Here is an 18,342-nt window from a genome sequence, read left to right as displayed (position 1 = left end):
CGAGGCCGACAGGCGTAGTCGATGGACAACCGGTTGATATTCCGGTACCCGCTATGAAACGCCCAATGCTGAATCTTCTGATGCTAAAGCCGTGAAGCCGCCTGCTGAGTCTTCGGACGAGGTGGGAGTGGTGGAGCCGCTGACCCGAGGGAGTAGTAGGTAAGCGATGGGGTGACGCAGGAAGGTAGTCCAGCCCGGGCGGTGGTTGTCCCGGGGTAAGGGTGTAGGACGTGCGGTAGGTAAATCCGTCGCGCACATAGTCTGAGACCTGATGCCGAGCCGATTGTGGTGAAGTGGATGATCCTATGCTGTCGAGAAAAGCCTCTAGCGAGTTTTATGGCGGCCCGTACCCTAAACCGACTCAGGTGGTCAGGTAGAGAATACCGAGGCGTTCGGGTGAACTATGGTTAAGGAACTCGGCAAAATGCCCCCGTAACTTCGGGAGAAGGGGGGCCATCACTGGTGAGAGGACTTGCTCCTTGAGCTGGGGGTGGCCGCAGAGACCAGCGAGAAGCGACTGTTTACTAAAAACACAGGTCCGTGCGAAGCCGTAAGGCGATGTATACGGACTGACGCCTGCCCGGTGCTGGAACGTTAAGGGGACCGGTTAGTCATGATTCGTCATGGCGAAGCTGAGAACTTAAGCGCCAGTAAACGGCGGTGGTAACTATAACCATCCTAAGGTAGCGAAATTCCTTGTCGGGTAAGTTCCGACCTGCACGAATGGCGTAACGACTTCTCGACTGTCTCAACCATAGGCCCGGTGAAATTGCACTACGAGTAAAGATGCTCGTTTCGCGCAGCAGGACGGAAAGACCCCGGGACCTTTACTATAGCTTGATATTGGTGTTCGGTTCGGCTTGTGTAGGATAGGTGGGAGACTGTGAGCCGGTGGCGCCAGCCATCGGGGAGTCGTCGTTGAAATACCACTCTGGTCGTGCTGGATGTCTAACCTCGGTCCGTGATCCGGATCAGGGACAGTGTCTGGTGGGTAGTTTAACTGGGGCGGTTGCCTCCTAAAGAGTAACGGAGGCGCCCAAAGGTTCCCTCAGCCTGGTTGGCAATCAGGTGTTGAGTGTAAGTGCACAAGGGAGCTTGACTGTGAGACTGACGGGTCGAGCAGGTACGAAAGTAGGGACTAGTGATCCGGCGGTGGCTTGTGGAAGCGCCGTCGCTCAACGGATAAAAGGTACCCCGGGGATAACAGGCTGATCTTCCCCAAGAGTCCATATCGACGGGATGGTTTGGCACCTCGATGTCGGCTCGTCGCATCCTGGGGCTGGAGTCGGTCCCAAGGGTTGGGCTGTTCGCCCATTAAAGCGGTACGCGAGCTGGGTTTAGAACGTCGTGAGACAGTTCGGTCCCTATCCGCTGCGCGCGTAGGAGTCTTGAGAAGGGCTGTCCCTAGTACGAGAGGACCGGGACGGACGAACCTCTGGTGTGCCAGTTGTCCTGCCAAGGGCATGGCTGGTTGGCTACGTTCGGGAGGGATAACCGCTGAAAGCATCTAAGCGGGAAGCCTGCTTCGAGATGAGGACTCCCACCCCCTTGAGGGGGTAAGGCTCCCAGTAGACGACTGGGTTGATAGGCCGGATGTGGAAGCCCTGTGAGGGGTGGAGCTGACCGGTACTAATAGGCCGAGGGCTTGTCCATAGTTGTACGCGTCCACTGTGTAGTTCTGAGGCAACCAGCGTGTTGTACCGCTGTTGTTTCATTGTGTTTCGGTGGTCATAGCGTGAGGGAAACGCCCGGTTACATTCCGAACCCGGAAGCTAAGCCTCAAAGCGCCGATGGTACTGCAGGGGGGACCCTGTGGGAGAGTAGGACGCCGCCGAACAAACTTTGATAAATGCCATGGCCCCCGAACCGTGAGGTTCGGGGGCCATGGCATTTCTGCGTTCAGACGCCGGCCGCTCGGGCCAGGTCGATGTCCAGGGACTCACGCCGGATGCGCTGGTCCATGTACAGCAGGGTGAGAACGCCCGAGGTGATCGGCAGGGTGATCGTGGCAGCGATCACGCCGCCGATTCCCGAGATGATGAGGTACGTCCAACTGACGTTGCTGTCCGCCGACAAGAGGTTGCCGAAGGAATCGCCCGTCACTCCGGCGCCGATCAGCGCGAACGGCAACTGGATGATGGTGGACACCAGATAGACCAGGATCCCCGCCAGCAGTTGCATGCCGAGGACCCGCCACCAGGAGCCGTTCACCAGCTTGGCGGAGCGCTTCATCGCGGACACGATGTCCTGCTTTTCCAGCATCAGCGCGGGTGCGGCCAGGCTCAGTTGGACCCAGAGCCGGATCGCGATGACCAGGCCGGCCAGCAGCCCGATGGTGGCGAGGGCCCCGCCGCCGCTCTCCGAGCCGGCCAGTGCGACCAGCACTCCGGGGAGCAGGCACACGGCCATGATCAAGGCGACGATGAGCGGAACCAGGAAGGTCAGACCGAGAAGCCTCGGCAGCTGGGGACGCGCCCTGCGCCATGCCTCGCCTGCGGTGATGGGCTGGCCGAGCACCGCGCGGCCGATGACCGTGGTGAGAATCGCGGTGGTGACGAGCACGCCCACCAAGGCGACCAGCATGACCAGCGCGAAACCGGCCAGCGAGCCGCTGATGGCGTGCAGGATGTCGCTGACGCTCGGGTTGGACTCGTCCTGGAGGTTCTTCAGCCGGGTGTCGTCGATGAACTTGCCCTGGACGACGATCTCGATGCCCTTGGTGACCAGGGCGACCACGAATGTGACGCCGAGGATCGCCCGCCAGTACAGGCGTGTGGTCGCGATGGCGCCGTCCAGGATCTCGCCGACGCCGAGCGGCCGGAGCGGGATCACGCCCGGCTTGGGCGCCGGGGGACTGCCCCAGCCGCCGGGACCCGGGTGCTGCGGGCCGCCGTGCTGCCAACCGGTGGGCTGCGCCGTCGGGCCCCATCGCGGACCGCCCTCGTGCGGCTGCCTGGGCGGCGGGGGCGCCCACTGCCCGTAGGCGTTGCCACCCTGGTACTGCCCGGACGGCGGAGTCGCGGTCGGCCCGTGCGACGACCCTGCGGTCGGGCCGTGGGACCCCGCCGTGGGCCCGTGGGAACCCGTGGCGCCATGGGACCCCGAACCCTCGCCCGTCCCCTTGCCGTGGTGCGAGTCGTGCGCCCAGGGCGCGGCGTCGCGCGGACGGGATTCCGGGGAGCCGTGAGCGCCGGGGGACGGCGACGGCCGGGATTCCGGCGAATCGGGGTCCGAGTGCTTGCTGTCGTCGCCGGCCGGCCCCGCCGGCGTCCCGGGATGCGGCGCACCGGCCACCGGACCGGCCGGGCCGGACGGCGACGAAGGTGACGTCGGATCCCAGTGGCCAGGCGGCGGCTGGTGCTGCGACCAGCCACTCGTTCCGGCCGCGGATTCAGACGCCTTGGACCCGTCGGACGCCTCGGGCTCGTCAGGCGCCTCAGGCGCGGATTCAGGCGTCCGAGGCGTCTCAGACGGCTCAGACGCCTCAGAGGCGGAATCAGCTGCCTCGGACCCCTCAGCCGCCTCCGGCGTACTGGATGCATCAGGTGGAGTGGGGCTGTCGCCGTCGTCCGGCTCAGGTGAGTCGGAGGATCCGGGCGAGGCCCAGCCCGGAGTGTTCGTCATCGGTGGCTGCCCCTTCGAGTGCTCGGTGCTGTACTGGCCGCCATCGTGCCATGGGCTGCCCTGAAGGTGGCCTGGCAGGGCAGACTGGAGGAATGGGTGATCACTTCGCGCAAGCTGAGCACGGCACCATTCCCGCGTTGCGATGGGAGGAGCCGCCCGAGGGCCCTGTCCTGGTGCTGCTCGACCAGACCCGGTTGCCGCAGGAGGAGGTCGAGATCGTCTGTACGGACGTCCAGGCGCTCGTTCAGGCGATACGTTCCCTCTCGCTCCGGGGCGCACCCCTGCTCGGCATCGCCGGCGCGTACGGGGTGGCGCTCGCTGCGGCCCGCGGCTACGACGTGAACGACGCAGCCGAGCTGCTGGCGCATGCGCGTCCCACGGCCGTCAATCTGGAGTACGGGGTGCGCCGCGCGTTGACGGCTTTCCGTGACGCGCCGCCGCACCAGGGCCCGGCCGCCGCGCTGGCCCAGGCCCGTTCGCTGCACGCACAGGACGCGGCGGCCAGTACGGCGATGGCCGGATACGGGTCGCAGCTGCTCGCCGAGCTGGTGACCGGCGGCGGGTACCGGATCCTGACGCACTGCAATACCGGCGCCCTGGTGTCGGGTGGCGAGGGCACCGCCCTCGGTGTCGTCCTGGCCGTGCACCGGGCCGGTGAGCTGCGGCGGCTGTGGGTCGACGAGACCAGGCCGCTGCTCCAGGGGTCGCGGCTGACGGCGTACGAGGCGGCGCGGGCGGAGATGCCGTACACGCTGCTTGCCGACAGTGCGGCCGGTTCGCTGTTCACCGCGGGCGAGGTGGACGCGGTGCTGGTCGGCGCGGACCGGATCGCGGCGGACGGCTCGACGGCGAACAAGGTCGGCAGCTATCCACTGGCGGTGATCGCGCGCTATCACAACGTGCCGTTCATCGTGGTGGCGCCGACGACGACGGTGGACCTGTCCACCCCGGACGGCGCCTCGATCGAGGTGGAGCACCGGGCTGGCAGCGAGGTGACCGATCTGGCGCCCACCCCGCTGGGGACGCAGGCCTACAACCCGGCGTTCGACGTCACGCCGCCGGAGCTGATCACCGCGATCGTGACGGAGAACGGCGTCGTCTCCCCGGTGACGGCCGCGGCCCTGTCGGCCGTATGCGCGGCGGGGCCCGGGGACGTCAAGGGCTGAGGCCACCAGCGCGACCACCGACGGGGTCACGCGCCTTCCGGATGGGGTCACACGTCGTCCGGCGCATTCGCGGACCGTTCCGCGGCCCTTCGCCTCTCGCGGCGGGCCGCGAACACGGCCAGCGCGAAGCCCCCCGCCACGGCCAGGACAACGACCAGAATCGCGAAGGCTGAGTGGCCCCCCGAGCCGCCACCACCGTGATGGACCTGGTGGACGGGCACCACAGGGCGAACGCGCGCCGACAGATACAGCCCCCCGTATGTCATGGCCAGGATGATAGGGGCGGGATGTCCGCACGGCATCGCCGTGCGGTAGTGGTGGTGCAACAGCCCGGCCGCCGCGCTCCCCGGGGCCCGGGGCCGGGGCCCTGAGCGGCCCCGGGGGACGCCGCTCGACGGGTTGGGGTGCGGCTGGGGAGCCAACCGGGCCATACTGGCCACATGATCTAGGGTCGCGGCCCCGCGACAGCGTGACGTCCGCGGCTGATATCAGCTGATATCAACGGCCACGGATTCGGCTGGACAACCACGGACAACCGTGGACATTGGCCCTGGCCCGTGACCTCCATCACCGAAGGTCACGGGAACCGATACGTAAATGGGATGATGGTCGGTATGAAGGGACGTGTCCTCGTCGTCGATGACGACACAGCGCTGTCAGAGATGCTCGGCATCGTGCTGCGCGGAGAAGGTTTCGAGCCGTCGTTCTGCGCCGACGGTGACAAGGCGCTGGCCGCTTTCCGGGAGGCCAAGCCCGATCTGGTGCTGCTCGACCTGATGCTGCCCGGACGGGACGGTATCGACGTCTGCCGGCAGATCAGGGCCGAGTCCGGCGTACCGATCGTCATGCTCACGGCGAAGAGCGACACCGTCGACGTGGTGGTCGGTCTGGAGTCGGGAGCGGACGACTACGTCATCAAGCCCTTCAAGCCGAAGGAGCTGGTGGCGCGGGTCAGGGCGCGGCTGCGCAGGGCCGAGGAGCCGACGCCTGAGCAGCTGGCCATCGGTGACCTGGTGATCGACGTGGCCGGGCACTCGGTCAAGCGGGACGGGCAGCCGATAGCGCTGACGCCGCTCGAGTTCGACCTGCTGGTGGCGCTGGCCCGCAAGCCGTGGCAGGTGTTCACCCGTGAGGTGCTGCTGGAGCAGGTCTGGGGCTACCGGCACGCGGCCGACACCCGGCTGGTGAACGTCCATGTGCAGCGGCTGCGGTCCAAGGTCGAGCAGGACCCGGAGCGTCCGGAGATCGTGGTGACCGTCCGCGGTGTCGGTTACAAGGCGGGACCGGGCTGAGATGTGCGCGTCGTACGAGCGTGAACGGTTGGAGAGCCGGCTTGTGGGCCCCTTGCGGGGCCTGCTGCCGGTGACCCGCTCGTGCGTGCGCTGGGCTCGGCGTCCGCTCCAGCCGGGGGTGCGGCTGTGGCGGCGCAACATCCAACTGCGGGTGGTCGCGTTCACGCTGCTGATGTCGGTCGGCGTGGTGATGCTGCTCGGGTTCGTGGTCATCGGGCAGGTGCGCAACGGACTGCTCGACGCCAAGGAGAAGGCCGCGGAGAACCAGGCGACCGGCGGTTTCTCCATCGCCACCAGCCAGGCGGTGAAGTACAAGTCGCAGGAGGCGTCGGGCTCCGGCGCGCAGCGCGGCGCGCAGGACCCGGGGAGCTGGCTGAACAGCCTGGTCGAGCAGCTGGCGAGCGGCGGCAAGGGCGTCTACTGGATCGTCACCCTCAGTCCCGAGGCCAACAGCACCCAGCCGTCCTTCGGTGAGACCGACGTCAACCCCCCGCGCGGGACCCGCAGCTCGGGCAGCGTGGTGGCGGAGGCGAGCATCCCGCAGTCGCTGCGCGACGCCCTGGAGACGCACACCGGCGCGCTCAAGCAGTACACGCTGGTCAAAACCAGTGACGGCAGCAAGCCGCGGCCCGCGCTCGCGGTCGGCAAGCGCGTGACGGACATCGACGGGCACCCGTACCAGCTGTACTACCTCTTCCCGTTCGACCAGGAGGAGAAGACACTCGGACTGGTCAAGGGCACCCTTGCGACCGCCGGGCTGTTCGTGGTGGTGCTGCTCGGCGCGATCGCCTGGCTGGTGACCCGGCAGGTGGTCACGCCGGTGCGGATGGCGGCCGGGATCGCGGAGCGGCTGGCCGCGGGCAGGCTCCAGGAGCGGATGCAGGTCAGCGGCGAGGACGACATCGCCAGACTCGGCGAGTCCTTCAACAAGATGGCGCAGAACCTCCAGGTCAAGATCCAGCAGCTGGAGGACCTGTCGCGGATGCAGCGGCGCTTCGTCTCCGACGTCTCGCACGAGCTGCGCACCCCGCTGACGACGGTGCGGATGGCAGCGGACCTCATCCATGACGCGCGCGGCGACTTCGATCCGGTGACGGCCAGGTCCGCGGAGCTGCTGCAGAACCAGCTCGACCGGTTCGAGTCGCTGCTGTCGGACCTGCTGGAGATCAGCAGGTTCGACGCGGGCGCGGCGGATCTGTCCGCCGAGCCGATAGACCTCCGCGAGGTGGTGCGCCAGGTGGTGGACGCCGCCGAGCCGCTGGCCGAGGCCAAGGGCAGCCGGGTGGCGATCCGCGGCGACGCGCAGCCGGTGATAGCCGAGGCGGACCCGCGGCGGGTGGAGCGCGTGCTGCGCAACCTGGTGGTCAACGCGATCGAGCACGGTGAGGGCCGGGACGTGGTGATCCGGCTGGCGACGGCCGACGGCGCGGTCGCGGTCGCGGTGCGCGACTACGGCGTCGGGCTGAAGCCGGGCGAGGCGACCCGGGTGTTCAACCGGTTCTGGCGGGCCGACCCGGCGCGGGCGCGTACCACCGGCGGCACGGGCCTGGGCCTGTCGATCGCCGTGGAGGACGCCCGGCTGCACGGCGGCTGGCTCCAGGCGTGGGGCGAGCCCGGCGGCGGGTCGCAGTTCCGGATGACGCTGCCGCGCACCGCGGGCGACAGTCTGCGCGGATCCCCGATCCCGCTGGAGCCGGAGGATTCGCGCCGCAACCGAGGGCTGAACTCCTCCGGACTGCCGGCCAGGAGCACCACCCCCGGCCAGCTCACGGTGCCGGTGCCGCGGGCCGGCGCACGGGACGGGTCGCCGTCCAGCGGCGGCCGGAGCCCGGGCGGGGACCCGGCACGGGACCGGTCCGCGCAGATACCGCAGCTGCCGACCGCCCCGCCGCGGCCGCCGTCCGCCGACCCGGCGGCGCTGCCCGGCAACGGGTCCAGGGTCGTGGGGCGGACGAAGACCGTGCGGGAGGACGACGTCTGATGCGTGCCGTTCGATCCAGGGGGCGGCTGCTGCGCGGCGCGGCGCTGCCGGTGTGCGCGGGTCTGCTGCTCGCCGGCTGCGCGTCGATGCCCAGCAGCGGCGAGGTGCGCAAGGTGGACGACAGCCACAGTGCCGACTCCGACGCGCAGGTGCGGGTCGGGGCGAAGGCTCCGCACGCGAACGAGAGCCCGTCGGACATCGTCGGCGGCTTCATGGAGGCGACGACCAGCAGCGAGGCGGACTTCGCCACCGCCCGGCAGTACCTCACCAAGAAGGCCGACGCCAGCTGGCACGGGGCGAGCACGATCACCGTGCTGTCCAGCGGCGGCCTCCCCAGCCAGGACGACACGGGGAGCGACAAGAACAAGGCGCAGTTCACGCTGTACGGCACCGAGGCCGCCACGGTTGACGCCAAGCACGCCTACAGCCCGAATCCGCAGCCGGACAAGTCGTTCCAGACGTCCTTCCACCTGACCAAGGTCGACAACAAGTGGCGGATCGACGCTCTCGCCCCCGGCCTGGTCCTGTCCGAGTCCGACTTCCAGCGGATGTACCACTCGGTCAACATGTACTACTACGCCAGCCTCGGTATCGACGCGCAGCGGCAGGGCGCCACCCGGCAGCCCCTGGTCGCCGACCCCATGTACCTGCGGCAGGAGACCGACGCGGACCCGCTGCAGACCACCGTCTCCGCACTGTTCGACGGGCCGACGGACTTCCTGGCGCCGGTGGTGTCCTCGCCGGTCCCCGCCGGTACGAAGCTCTACTCCAAGGGCGCCGACCACGGGGTGACGCTGGACGACTCCCAGCATCTGAGGGTGCGGCTGGACAGCAAGGGCGACCACATCAGCCACCCGCAGTGCGTCCGGCTGGCCGGTCAGCTGTTCGCCACCGTGCAGGCGCAGGCGTCGGCGAAGCTGGAATCCGCCGAGGTGCAGCGGGCCGACGGTTCCACGGCGTGCGTGCTGGCCGGCCGGGACGCCCCGCCGCCGGGGCCGCCGGAGTCGGCCGACTCCGTGGAGCAGTACTTCATCGGACAGCAGGGCCAGCTGATGCGGCTGGGCAGTGAATCGACCATCGCGACCGCGGTGCCCGGCCCGCTGGGCGATGACAAGGCCCATCTCAGCTCGGTCGCGGTGCGGCGGGACGAGGGCATGGCCGCGGGGGTGCTGGCCAACCGCCTGCAGCTGGTCGTCGGCTCGTTGCGGGACGACCGCGCGCTGGGCGCCCCGGTGTACACCAGCAGCGCGCACGACGGGAAGAACGGGCTGACGGCGCCGAGCTGGGACGGCCTCGGCGACCTGTGGGTGGCCGACCGGTCGACCGCGGTGTCCAAGCTGCTGATCCTGCGAGGCGGCACGGGCAAGGCCGTCGAGGTGCCGGTGACCGGGCTGCAGGGGCGGGTGGAGTCGGTACGGGTCGCCGCGGACGGCGTGCGGATCGCCCTGGTCGTCAACGAGAACGGCACCAACAAGCTGGAACTGGGCGTGATCGACCGCGGCGGGACGGTGAGCGACCCGCAGTTCACGGTCACCGGGCTGACGGTGCTGACCCCGGCGGAGGAGAACGTCAACTCGGTGTCCTGGGCGGGACCGAGCCGGCTGGTGGTGCTGGGCGCGGAGTCCGGGGTGCAGCAGATCCAGTACGTGAGCACCGACGGCTCGGCGGCACCGCCGCTGGAGGCGATCAGCTCGGCGTTGTCGGTGGCCGCTTCGGAGGACCAGAACGCGCCGCTGCTCGCGTCCTTCAACGGGGCGGTGTACCGGCTGGCGCCGGCGGACGCGAACTGGAAGCAGCTGACGCCGAAGGGCTCGAATCCGGTCTATCCCGGCTGAGCGCACCCGGCGGGACGACCGGGCCGCCGACCGGGCCGCCGACCGGGCCTGCGACCACGCCTGCGACCGGGCCCTGGCCTGGCTCGTGACCGGGCCCGCGGCCCGCCCCGGGAGTTATCCACAGACTCGAACGGGTGACTGGCGGCGGGCTCCCGCCGGACCGCATTCTTGAGTCATGCGGGGCTGGTGGCAGGAGTTCACCGGGCTGGTTCTGCCGGTGGAGTGCGCGGGCTGCGGATGTCCGCGGACGGAGTTGTGTGAGAGGTGCCGGGGGCTGCTCGGCGGGGCGGGCTCGGTGCGGCGGGTCCGTCCGGCAGCGGAGCCCGACGGGCTGCCGCCGGTCTACGCGGCCGGGCGGTACGGGGACGAGGTGCGGGCGGTGGTCCTGGCGCACAAGGAGCGGGGTGCGCTGGGACTGGCCGGACCGCTGGGCAGGGCGCTCGCCGGGGCGGCCCTGTCGGCCGGTGCGGCGGCTCCGGCGGCGCTGCTGGTACCAGTGCCCTCGGCCCGGTCGGCGGTCGCCAGGCGGGGGCACGACGCCACCGCACGGATGGCCCTGGCGGCGGCCCGGGAGCTGAGGCGGCAGGGGGTACGGGCCAGGACGGTGGCCGTCCTGCGGCAGCGGCGGCCGGTCGCCGACCAGGCGCTGCTGGACGCGGCGGCGCGGCTGGCGAACCTGACGGGCGCGGTACGGGCGGTCGGCGGCCGGGCCGGGCTGCTGTCGGCGGCTCCGGTGGTGCTGGTGGACGACCTGATGACGACAGGGGCGTCACTGACAGTGGCGGCTCGTGCGGTGCGGGCTGCGGGAGGGAGGGTGACAGGTGCCGCGGTGGTGGCGGGCGCGGAGCCGGTGAATTAGCTCGATCGGGTGTCGTCGCTGGTCGCGGCGGCAGGGACTCACCTGAAAGGGGGGAGGTCCGCGCTGGGGATGCCGACCCGCACACTACGGGACTATGTTCGGGGTAGAGGGATGCGACGCCATGGGGTGTTGATCTTCCCAGTGGGGCAGGAGGAGGTGAAAGCCGCGGCCTTGCGGCTCCCGGAGAGTGCCGGGAGGCGGGGCAGCAGCCGACGCAGCGCCGGACGGGGTACCTGCCCGGGCCGGCCATCAGGAAAGGGATCGCCTCCGGATTCCCGGGACGGTCCGGAACGGAGTTCTGCGTGGACATCGTCGTCAAGGGCCGCAAGACCGAGGTGCCTGAGCGGTTCCGGAAGCACGTGGCCGAGAAGCTGGACAAGATCCAGAAGCTCGACGGCAAGGTGATCAGCCTCGACGTCGAGGTGTCCAAGGAGCTCAACCCCCGCCAGGCGGACCACGCCGACCGGGTGGAGATCACGCTGAACACCCGCGGACCGGTGGTCCGCGCGGAAGCCGCAGCCGGGGACCCGTACGCCGCGCTGGACATCGCGGTGACGAAGCTCGAGGCGCGGCTGCGCAAGGCGGCGAGCAAGCGGCACACTCGCCGCGGGAACGGCCGCACGCCGGCCGCCGAGGTGGGCGCGGCCGTGCCGGACGCGGCGACGCTCACCGACGACGGCGAGCTGGTCGGCGACCCGGCGAGCGACGGGCATGTGCCGACCACCAGGATCGGAACGATGGAGGTGCAGGGCGACGGCCCGCTCGTGGTGCGCGAGAAGACGCACGCGGCCGTGCCGATGGGCCTTGACCAGGCCCTGTACGAGATGGAACTCGTCGGTCACGACTTCTATCTCTTCGTGGACATCGAGACCAAGCAGCCGAGCGTGATCTACCGGCGGCACGGCTACGACTACGGCGTCATCCACCTCAACGCCGACGAGGCCACCGTCGAGGCGCCGGCCGGCGCCGGCGGGGTGCTGCGCCGCTGAGTCGCTGAGCCGCCCGGTGGTATGACGGCGGTGGCCGCCCCCGGACCCGTTCCGGGGGCGGCACCGTGCCGGGACGTGAAATGCTGGACCAGTGGTCGAGCTGGTCTGAGGGGGAGGGTCTGATGCCGGACTTTGAGCGTGGGGCCGCCGCCGGAAGCAGTCACGACCCCTATGACCGGCCGCCGGGCCCGGCGCGGGCCGAGCCGATCAGGGTGCTGGTGGTCGACGACCACGCGCTGTTCAGGCGCGGCCTGGAGATCGTGCTCGCGCAGGAGGAGGACATCCAGGTCATCGGCGAGGCCGGGGACGGCGCGGAGGCCGTGGACAAGGCGGCCGACCTGCTGCCCGACATCGTGCTGATGGACGTGCGGATGCCGCGCCGCGGCGGCATCGAGGCGTGCACCTCGATCAAGGAGGTGGCCCCCAGCGCCAAGATCATCATGCTGACGATAAGCGACGAGGAAGCCGACCTCTACGAGGCGATCAAGGCCGGCGCGACCGGCTATCTGCTCAAGGAGATCTCCACCGACGAGGTGGCCACCGCGATCAGGGCGGTCGCCGACGGCCAGTCGCAGATCAGCCCGTCGATGGCGTCCAAGCTGCTCACCGAGTTCAAGTCGATGATCCAGCGCACCGACGACGAACGGCGGCTGGTGCCGGCGCCCAAGCTCACCGACCGGGAGCTCGAGGTGCTCAAGCTGGTGGCCACCGGGCTGAACAACCGGGACATCGCCAAGCAGCTCTTCATCAGCGAGAACACCGTGAAGAACCACGTGCGCAACATCCTGGAGAAGCTGCAGCTGCACTCCAGGATGGAGGCCGTGGTCTACGCGATGCGCGAGAAGATCCTGGAGATCCGCTAGCGCGACCGGCCGCCGCCGCGCCGGCCGGCTACCGCAGGTCGTGGGCCCGGTTCACCGCGTCGGCCAGCGGCTCGCGCAGGGATTCGGGCAGTACGCGTTCGACCCGGGCTGAGGTGCAGCCGCCCCAGCCGGCCGCCGCGCTGATCGCCTCCGCCGCCGGCGCCACCGCCTTCGGTCCGTCGAGCGACACCTGCCGAGCCACCAGGGTCTGGCCCTCGCGGCCCGGGTCCACCCGGCCCACCAGCCGGCCGCCGGCCAGCAGCGGCATCGCGAAGTAGCCGTGGATCCGCTTCGGCTTGGGCGTGTACGCCTCCAGCCGGTGGGTGAAGCCGAAGATCCGCTCGGTGCGCGGCCGGTCCCAGACCAGGGAGTCGAACGGTGACAGCAGCGTCGTACGGTGCCGGCCGCGCGGCTCGCTCGCCAGCGCCGCGGGGTCCGCCCAGGCCGGGCGGTTCCAGCCGCGCACCTCGACCGGTACCAGTCCTGTGCCCTCGATCACCGCGCTGACCTGCTCGTTCTTCAGCCGGTGGTAGTCCGCGAGGTCGGCCCGGGTGGCCACCCCCATCGCCGCCCCGGCCTGCGCGACCAGCCGCCGCATGCACTCGGCGTCGCTGAGGTCGTCGTGCCGCAGCTCGTCGGGGACCGCGCGCTCGGGCAGGTCGTAGATCCGCTTCCAGCCGCTGCGCCGGGTGCAGACCACCTCGCCGGTGTCCAGCAGCCACTCCACCGCGATCTTGGTCTCCGACCAGTCCCACCACGGGCCGCCGTTCTTGGCGCCGCCGAGCTGGGTGGAGGTGAGCGGGCCCTCGGCCTTGAGCCGGTCGAGTACGGCGGCGCAGCTGCGCTCGGCGTCCTGGAGCACGTGCCAGCGGTGGCCGCGGGCCCGCCGGGCCCGGCGGCGGAAGGCGAAGTGCGGCCACTCCTCGATCGGCAGGATGCAGGCCGCGTGCGACCAGTACTCGAAGGCGTGGTGATCGCTCCAGTACGCCTCCTCCACCGCCGGCCTGCCGACCGCGCCGAGCCGGGCGTAGGGGATCAGCTCGTGCGAGCGGGCCAGCACCGAGATCGTGTCCAGCTGCACCGCGCCGAGCGAGCGCAGCACGCCCCTGGTACCGGCCCGCCGGTCGGGGGCGCCGAGCAGTCCCTGAGCGCGCAGGGCGATCCTGCGGGCCTCGTCGGCGGACAGGGAGAGCTGGGGCGGCGGCAGCGCAGTCATGGCCGCCAGCGTAGGACCAGCCACTGACAACTCCCGCCGACCAGCGGTGACGCCGCCCGGGCCGCCCAAAAGGTGCCGCCCCGGCCGCCCGCCCCGGCCGCCCGGACCGCGCCGCCCCGGCCGCCGTCAGCCGGACGCCGCCCGCCCCCCGCTACCCCGCGTACGGCTCGTACGGCGTCAGCGACTCCAGCCCGAAGTCGGCGGGCAGCAGCGCGCCCGTCCACGCGTCCTTGCGGGCGCCCCGGTGCACGATCTTGGCCCGCTGGGTGCCCTCCATCACGAAGCCGATCTTCCGCGCGACCCCGCGCGAGCCCTCGTTGCCGGCGTCCGCGATCCACTCCATCCGCTGCACGCCGAGCCGCTCGAACGCCCACCGGCACACCTCGCGCCCGGCCTCCGCCGTGTAGCCCTTGCCGCGGTGCTCCTTGGCCGTCCAGTACCCGAGCTCCGCCTGCCGCCCGGGAGCGCCGAGGTGCCCGAGGTTGACCAGCCCCATCGACCCCACGAGTACACCGTCACCACCCGCGGACTCCCTGGTGAAGACGCCGAAGTTGTACTCGGTGTTGTTCCGCCACCCCTCCGGGTTCCGGTCGATGAAGGCCACCGCGTGCGCGAGGGTGTACGGCGAGGGGACCGGCGTCCAGCGCGGGATCTCCGGGTCCTGGCAGGCGGCCAGCACCGCGTCGGTGTCCGTGGCCCGCAGCGGGCGCAGCAGCAGGCGTTCGGTGCTCAAAGTGATCGGTTCCACGGCGTTGACGCACCTTTCTGGAGCGGTCGGGAGGGCGTGCCGCCGAGTATCGCCGAGCCCCATCCGGCCCGGAAAACCGTTTTGCCGCTGCCGGGCCTCCCGGCCCGCGTGTCTCCTCGCTTACGATGGCCGTTGCAGCAGGGCCGAAGCAGACAGGAAACCCCGCTGTGCCCCGCGCGGGAACCGCGCCAGGCCCGACCGGCAAGGAGCCAGCCTACGTGTCCGTCTTCGGCAAGATCATGCGTGCAGGTGAAGGCAAGATCCTGCGCAAGCTGCACCGCATCGCGGACCAGGTCAATTCCATCGAAGAGGACTTCGTCGACCTCTCCGATGCCGAGCTGCGGGCCCTCACCGACGAGTACAAGCAGCGGTACGCCGACGGCGAGACCCTCGACGACCTGCTCCCCGAGGCTTTCGCCACCGTCCGTGAGGCCGCCAAGCGCGTACTGGGCCAGCGGCACTACGACGTGCAGCTGATGGGCGGCGCCGCCCTCCACCTGGGTTACGTCGCCGAGATGCGCACCGGCGAGGGCAAGACCCTGGTCGGCACGCTGCCGGCGTACCTGAACGCGATCTCGGGCAAGGGCGTCCACCTGATCACGGTCAACGACTACCTCGCCGAGCGCGACTCGGAGTGGATGGGCCGGGTGCACAAGTTCCTCGGCCTGGAGGTCGGCTGCATCCTGTCGAACATGACGCCCGCGGAACGCCGCGAGATGTACGGCTGCGACATCACCTACGGCACCAACAACGAGTTCGGCTTCGACTACCTGCGCGACAACATGGCGTGGTCGAAGGACGAGCTGGTGCAGCGCGGCCACAACTTCGCGATCGTCGACGAGGTCGACTCGATCCTGGTGGACGAGGCCCGTACCCCGCTGATCATCTCCGGACCCGCGGACCAGGCCACCAAGTGGTACAGCGACTTCGCCCGGCTGGTGAAGCGGCTCAACCGCGGCGAGGCCGGCGGCCTGGGCAAGGAGGAGACCGCCGACTACGACGTGGACGAGAAGAAGCGCACCGTCGCCATCCACGAGTCCGGCGTCACCAAGGTCGAGGACTGGCTCGGCATCGACAACCTCTACGAGTCGGTGAACACCCCGCTCGTCGGCTACCTGAACAACGCGATCAAGGCCAAGGAGCTCTACAAGAACGACAAGGACTACGTCGTCATGGACGGCGAAGTCATGATCGTCGACGAGCACACCGGCCGTATCCTCGCCGGCCGCCGCTACAACGAGGGCATGCACCAGGCCATCGAGGCGAAGGAGGGGGTGGACATCAAGGATGAGAACCAGACCCTCGCCACGATCACCCTGCAGAACTTCTTCCGCCTGTACGACAAGCTGTGCGGCATGACCGGTACGGCGATGACCGAGGCCGCCGAGTTCCACCAGATCTACAAGCTCGGCGTGGTGCCGATCCCGACCAACCGCCCGATGCAGCGCGCCGACCGGCCCGACCTGATCTACCGCACGGAAGAGGCGAAGTTCGCCGCCGTGGTCGAGGACATCGTCGAGAAGCACGAGAAGGGCCAGCCGGTCCTGGTCGGCACCGTCTCGGTGGAGAAGTCCGAGTACCTGTCCGCGCAGCTCGCCAAGCGCGGTGTGCCGCACGAGGTGCTGAACGCCAAGCAGCACGACCGGGAGGCGACGATCGTCGCCCAGGCCGGCCGCAGGGGCGCGGTCACCGTCGCCACCAACATGGCCGGCCGCGGTACCGACATCAAGCTCGGCGGCAACCCCGACGACCTCGCCGAGGCCGAGCTGCGGCAGCGCGGCCTGGACCCGGCCGAGCACGTCGAGGAGTGGGCGGCGGCGCTGCCGGACGCGCTGGAGCGCGCGGAGACCGCGGTCAAGGAGGAGTTCGAGGAGGTCAAGGACCTCGGCGGGCTCTACGTGCTGGGCACCGAGCGGCACGAGTCGCGGCGGATCGACAACCAGCTGCGCGGCCGTTCCGGACGCCAGGGCGACCCCGGCGAGTCCCGGTTCTACCTCTCCCTCGGCGACGACCTGATGCGGCTGTTCAAGGCGCAGATGGTCGAGCGCGTGATGTCCATGGCCAACGTGCCGGACGATGTGCCGATCGAGAACAAGATGGTGACCAGGGCGATCGCCTCCGCCCAGTCGCAGGTCGAGCAGCAGAACTTCGAGATCCGCAAGAACGTGCTGAAGTACGACGAGGTGCTCAACCGGCAGCGCGAGGTCATCTACGGCGAGCGCCGCAGGGTCCTGGAGGGCGAGGACCTGCGCGACCAGGTGCAGCACTTCATGGACGACACGATCGACGCGTACATCGACGCGGAGACCAAGGAGGGCTTCGCCGAGGACTGGGACCTGGACCGGCTGTGGGGCGCCTTCAAGCAGCTCTACCCGGCCGAGGTCACCGTCGAGGAGCTGGAGGAGGCGGCGGGCGACCGCGCCGGCGTCACCGCGGAGTTCATCGGGGAGTCCGTCAAGGACGACATCCACGAGCAGTACGCGGCCCGCGAGACGCAGCTCACCGAGGACATCATGCGCGAGCTGGAGCGGCGCGTGGTGCTCTCCGTCCTCGACCGCAAGTGGCGCGAGCACCTCTACGAGATGGACTACCTCCAGGAGGGCATCGGGCTGCGCGCCATGGCGCAGCGCGACCCGCTGGTGGAGTACCAGCGCGAGGGCTTCGACATGTTCACGGCGATGATGGACGGCATCAAGGAGGAGTCCGTCGGCTACCTGTTCAACCTGGAGGTCCAGGTCGAGCAGCAGGTCGAGGAGGTCCCGGTGGCCGACGCGGCGGTGCAGGACGCGGTGCCGTCGCTGGTCAAGGACGCGGCCCCGCAGATTCGCGCCAAGGGCCTGGACGCCCCGAAGCGGGCCGACCGGCTGCACTTCTCGGCGCCGTCGGTCGACGGCGAGGGCGGTGTGGTCGAGGGCGACTTCGCCGGTGCCGCGCTGGACACCGCGGACGACGCCCCGGAGGACGGGGTCGGCCAGACCCGCGCGGAGCGGCGCAAGGCCGCCAAGGGCGGGCGCCGGCGCAAGAAGTAGCGTCACCTGTCGGCTGCCGCCGACGTCTCACCGGCCGGGGGCCGGGCCTTCCACGGGCCCGGCCCCCGGCCGTTTCGCACCCCCGGCCCGCCGCGGGGCGCGCACCCCGGGCCCCCGCCGCCAGGACCGCGCATCCGCCCGCCGCCCGCTCAGCACGCCGCCACCGCCGTGCAGTGCCAGCGCGCGGCGCCGTAACCCGCCGCGGACTGCGGGCCGCCGGCTTCGAGCCGGAAGGCCAGCGCCCGCACGACGCCCTGGTCGAGGGCCACCACCGCGGTCACCTCAAGGGCCCCGCCGTCGGTGCGGAAGCACCGGCAGCTGCGCACGTAGGGCGTACGGCCGCGGACCCGCTGCCGCCAGTCGTCGCGGGCCGCGTGCAGCTCCCACAGTTCCTGGTACGCCTCGTTCCTGACCCGCCCGGCGAGCGCGGTGACCGGCTGCCGCCCGGTCAGCACGTCGAGCAGCCGGCCGGCGAACCACAGGTGCGGCGGCAGCGGGCGTGCGGCGGCCCTGGGACGTGCGGCGGGCCGCCGGCCGTCCCTGCGTCCGGGCGGCGCGGTGCCGGCGCCGGAGCGGCGTCTGACGGGCGCGGCGGGGGCGGTACGCCCAGGGGCCGGACGGGTGGCGGGACCGGCCGCGGGGCCGGCCGCGGCACCTGCGGCGATACCGGTCGCGGGCGAGGGCGCGGCGGGAACGGTCGGCACTGCGGGAACTGCGGGCACTGCTGGTACGGCGGTCAT

General features: G+C 70.3%; 11 protein-coding genes, 2 rRNA genes and 1 pseudogene (1 of these 14 running past the window's edge). 10 read left to right on the top strand and 4 right to left on the bottom strand.

From position 1 onward, the window contains the following. Positions 1-1,653: ribosomal RNA gene (locus ACQPW6_RS12950) — 23S ribosomal RNA — on the top strand (it extends 1,472 nt beyond the left edge of the window). A 67-nt stretch (positions 1,654-1,720) separates the two neighbouring features. Beyond that, positions 1,721-1,837, top strand: a 5S ribosomal RNA gene (rrf, locus tag ACQPW6_RS12945). Between the two features lie 62 nt (positions 1,838-1,899). Here the strand turns inward: rrf and ACQPW6_RS12940 are convergent. After that, complete coding sequence (locus ACQPW6_RS12940) at positions 1,900-2,832, bottom strand: glycerophosphoryl diester phosphodiesterase membrane domain-containing protein (protein WP_433889739.1); 933 nt, start codon at positions 2,830-2,832, stop codon at positions 1,900-1,902. Between the two features lie 884 nt (positions 2,833-3,716). Between ACQPW6_RS12940 and mtnA the strand changes: the two genes are divergently transcribed. From mtnA to ACQPW6_RS12905, 7 genes and pseudogenes are all read left to right on the top strand, one after another. Then, the gene (gene mtnA, locus ACQPW6_RS12935) at positions 3,717-4,790 is read left to right on the top strand and encodes an S-methyl-5-thioribose-1-phosphate isomerase (protein WP_433889738.1); all 1,074 of its coding nucleotides are present in this window, start codon (positions 3,717-3,719) and stop codon (positions 4,788-4,790) included. A 602-nt stretch (positions 4,791-5,392) separates the two neighbouring features. Beyond that, positions 5,393-6,082: an MtrAB system response regulator MtrA gene (gene mtrA, locus ACQPW6_RS12930; protein WP_311300651.1), complete on the top strand. Its 690-nt coding sequence runs from the start codon at positions 5,393-5,395 to the stop codon at positions 6,080-6,082. A 43-nt stretch (positions 6,083-6,125) separates the two neighbouring features. After that, positions 6,126-8,063, top strand: coding sequence for an MtrAB system histidine kinase MtrB (gene mtrB, locus ACQPW6_RS12925; RefSeq protein ID WP_433889737.1), 1,938 nt, complete (start codon positions 6,126-6,128; stop codon positions 8,061-8,063). After that, on the top strand, positions 8,063-9,898 hold the full coding sequence (locus ACQPW6_RS12920) for an LpqB family beta-propeller domain-containing protein (RefSeq protein ID WP_433889736.1): 1,836 nt from the start codon (positions 8,063-8,065) through the stop codon (positions 9,896-9,898). Before mtrB ends, ACQPW6_RS12920 begins: the two co-directional genes overlap by 1 nt. Before the next feature lie 175 nt (positions 9,899-10,073). Beyond that, complete coding sequence (locus ACQPW6_RS12915) at positions 10,074-10,757, top strand: ComF family protein (protein ID WP_433889735.1); 684 nt, start codon at positions 10,074-10,076, stop codon at positions 10,755-10,757. Between the two features lie 302 nt (positions 10,758-11,059). After that, positions 11,060-11,746, top strand: a complete 687-nt coding sequence (hpf, locus tag ACQPW6_RS12910) for a ribosome hibernation-promoting factor, HPF/YfiA family (protein WP_433889734.1) — start codon at positions 11,060-11,062, stop codon at positions 11,744-11,746. A gap of 185 nt (positions 11,747-11,931) precedes the next feature. Beyond that, a pseudogene (locus ACQPW6_RS12905) lies at positions 11,932-12,609 on the top strand (response regulator); the annotation flags it as partial. 28 nt (positions 12,610-12,637) lie between these two features. On the opposite strand, the gene ACQPW6_RS12900 reads toward ACQPW6_RS12905, so the two are convergent. Together ACQPW6_RS12900 and ACQPW6_RS12895 are read right to left on the bottom strand one after the other, a co-directional pair. Further along, complete coding sequence (locus ACQPW6_RS12900) at positions 12,638-13,825, bottom strand: winged helix-turn-helix domain-containing protein (protein ID WP_433889733.1); 1,188 nt, start codon at positions 13,823-13,825, stop codon at positions 12,638-12,640. A 151-nt stretch (positions 13,826-13,976) separates the two neighbouring features. Next, the gene (locus ACQPW6_RS12895; protein WP_433889732.1) at positions 13,977-14,573 is read right to left on the bottom strand and encodes a GNAT family N-acetyltransferase; all 597 of its coding nucleotides are present in this window, start codon (positions 14,571-14,573) and stop codon (positions 13,977-13,979) included. Between the two features lie 218 nt (positions 14,574-14,791). Here ACQPW6_RS12895 and secA point away from each other — a divergent pair, with 218 nt between their 5' ends. Further along, entirely contained in the window at positions 14,792-17,602 is a 2,811-nt protein-coding gene (gene secA / locus ACQPW6_RS12890; protein WP_433889731.1) for a preprotein translocase subunit SecA, read from the top strand. A 149-nt stretch (positions 17,603-17,751) separates the two neighbouring features. Here secA and ACQPW6_RS12885 read toward each other — a convergent pair whose 3' ends face one another. After that, entirely contained in the window at positions 17,752-18,342 is a 591-nt protein-coding gene (locus ACQPW6_RS12885; RefSeq protein WP_433889730.1) for an Rv3235 family protein, read from the bottom strand.

It is taken from the genome of Streptomyces sp. CA-111067, from assembly GCF_050956065.1.
Classification (GTDB): Bacteria; Actinomycetota; Actinomycetes; order Streptomycetales; family Streptomycetaceae; genus Actinacidiphila.
This window is presented reverse-complemented; position numbering and strand designations above follow the sequence as displayed.

Bases quoted from the DNA above. Each gene is read 5' to 3' on its own strand.
- ACQPW6_RS12885 (WP_433889730.1), bottom strand. From the start codon at position 18,342: ATGACCGCCGTACCAGCAGTGCCCGCAGTTCCCGCAGTGCCGACCGTT.
- mtnA (WP_433889738.1), top strand. From the start codon at position 3,717: ATGGGTGATCACTTCGCGCAAGCTGAGCACGGCACCATTCCCGCGTTG.
- ACQPW6_RS12900 (WP_433889733.1), bottom strand. From the start codon at position 13,825: ATGACTGCGCTGCCGCCGCCCCAGCTCTCCCTGTCCGCCGACGAGGCC.
- mtrA (WP_311300651.1), top strand. From the start codon at position 5,393: ATGATGGTCGGTATGAAGGGACGTGTCCTCGTCGTCGATGACGACACA.
- ACQPW6_RS12920 (WP_433889736.1), top strand. From the start codon at position 8,063: ATGCGTGCCGTTCGATCCAGGGGGCGGCTGCTGCGCGGCGCGGCGCTG.
- ACQPW6_RS12915 (WP_433889735.1), top strand. From the start codon at position 10,074: ATGCGGGGCTGGTGGCAGGAGTTCACCGGGCTGGTTCTGCCGGTGGAG.